Annotated in this window: 2 protein-coding genes; both read left to right on the plus strand. The window is 77.9% G+C overall.

Going from position 1 to position 1,933, the window contains the following annotated elements; translation table 11 throughout:
* Positions 1-386: 386 nt before the first annotated feature.
* The gene (locus JNW98_RS31485) at positions 387-1,223 is read left to right on the plus strand and encodes a helix-turn-helix transcriptional regulator (RefSeq protein ID WP_223771716.1); all 837 of its coding nucleotides are present in this window, start codon (positions 387-389) and stop codon (positions 1,221-1,223) included.
* 88 nt (positions 1,224-1,311) lie between these two features.
* The coding region (locus JNW98_RS31490) for a GNAT family N-acetyltransferase (RefSeq protein WP_308015688.1) at positions 1,312-1,933 on the plus strand (622 nt) is incomplete at its 3' end.

Genomic DNA, 1,933 nt, shown 5'->3' on the forward strand with positions numbered 1-1,933 from the left:
ATGGGGTGCCTTTCGACGAGCGGGAGCCGGGGAGGGTGCGGTGCCGGGAGCCGGAAGGGCCCCGGGCGGCCGGCGGCGGGGGTGGGCCGGCCGGGCCGGGGCCCGCGCCCGGCCCTGGAGCCGGGCGGATCGGGGGCATCCGCGTCGAGTCTGGCGCTTCGTCACGGTCCGGGCTTGTACGGAGCCGCTGTCTTCGGCGGCGGGGTACTTCCTCTGCGGCGGGGCACTTCCTAGGCGGCGGGGTACTGCGGCGCGTCCGTAGACTGGCGGCTTCGGGCCTGGTCACCCGCCGAGCGGCGGGGATGCGTGGGGCGGGGGTTACGCCTGGGTTCAGATCCCGAGGATGCGGCCGAGGACGCGGCCGGGGACGGCGGAGGGACGGCGGAGTGCAGGGGTCGGCGGCGGGGGCGGACGGACGGCCGTGGGACGGCGCGGTGCTGCTGGAACCGGGGTGGCTGGTGTATCTGGGGTGGTTCGCCACCGCGCCCGCCCATCTCCACAGCGCGTGGCAGCTGTTGCTGGCGGCCGAGGGCGAGGTGACGCTGCGGACGCCGGAGGGCGTGGCGCGGACGCTGACGGCGGCGGTGATCCCGGCCCGCGCCCCGCACGTCACGGTCGCGCGCCGGGCCCGCGGGGTGATGCTGTGGCTCGACGCCAGGAGCGCGGCGGCGCAGGCGCTGGACGCCCGGTTCGCCGGGCCGCCGGCGGGCCGGGATCCGGCGGACCGCGTGTCGGTCGCCGCCTGGGCGGAGGCGGGCGGGGCGTTCGCGGGCCCGGCGGGTGACCTGGTCCGGGGCCTGTCCCCGGCGACGGCGAGCCGCCGCGAACTCACCGACGCGCTCCGCCCGTTGCTGACGGCGGTCAGCGACCTGCCCGGCGAGGCCGTGGCGCCCCGCCCCCGGCATCCCGCGCTGACCGACGCCCTGGCGCTGCTGCCCCGGCTGGCCGGCGGGCCGGTCACCCTGGGGCAGCTGGCGGCGGAGGTCGGCCTGTCCGCGAGCCGGCTGGGCCGGCTGTTCACCGACGAGCTCGGCCTGTCCTTCACCGACTGCCGTCGCTGGGCCCGGCTGCGGCGGGCCATGGAGGAGGTCCGGCACGGCGCCTCCCTCACCCGCGCGGCGTCGGCGGCGGGCTTCACGGACTCCGCCCATCTCACCCGGGTCACCCGGGAGATGTTCGGCCTGTCGCCGTCGTTCCTGGCCACGTCGGTGCGGTGGCTGTGAGCCCGCCGCCGGCCGGGCGTTGTCAGACCCTCGTGGTGTGATGGTTCCGGCGGCGCGACCGGCCGCCCACCGGGGAGGGGAGACGGGCATGAACGGGTTCACGGGGTACGGAGCACGTGGGGACGGAAGCGGGCGGGGGACGCCCGGTCCCGGGCCGTCCCCGGTCGTACGGATCGAGCCCTCCCCGGTCGTACGGATCGAGCCCTGGACGGACGGGCCCGTCGGCCTGGATCTGCTGCGCCGGTGCAACGCCCCGGAGATGACGGCCCACTTGGGAGGCCCGGAGAGCGAGGAGCGGCTCGTCGACCGGCACCGCAGGTACACGGCGCTGTCGGCCGGGGGCCCGGGCCGCATGTTCCGTGTCGTCCTGCCCGACGGCACGCCCGTCGGCACCACGGGCTACTGGGAGTGCGCGTGGCGGGACGAGCCGGCGTACGAGGCCGGCTGGGGCATCCTCCCGGCCTACCAGGGCCGGGGCCTGGCCGCGGCGGCCGTCGCCGCGGTGATCGCGGAGGCGCGGACGGCGCCGCGGCACCGGTTCCTGTACGCGTTCCCGGCCGTGGCGAACGGCCCGTCCAACGCGGTCTGCCGGAAGGCCGGCTTCTCCCTGCTGGGCGAGGCCGACATCGAGTACCCGAAGGGCACGTTCAGGCGCGGCGGCGTCTGGCGCCTGGACCTCGCCGGGCCGCCGCCGGGCGGTCCCGGCGGTA

The organism is Streptomyces huiliensis (assembly GCF_020037025.1).
Classification (GTDB): domain Bacteria; phylum Actinomycetota; class Actinomycetes; order Streptomycetales; family Streptomycetaceae; genus Streptomyces; species Streptomyces huiliensis.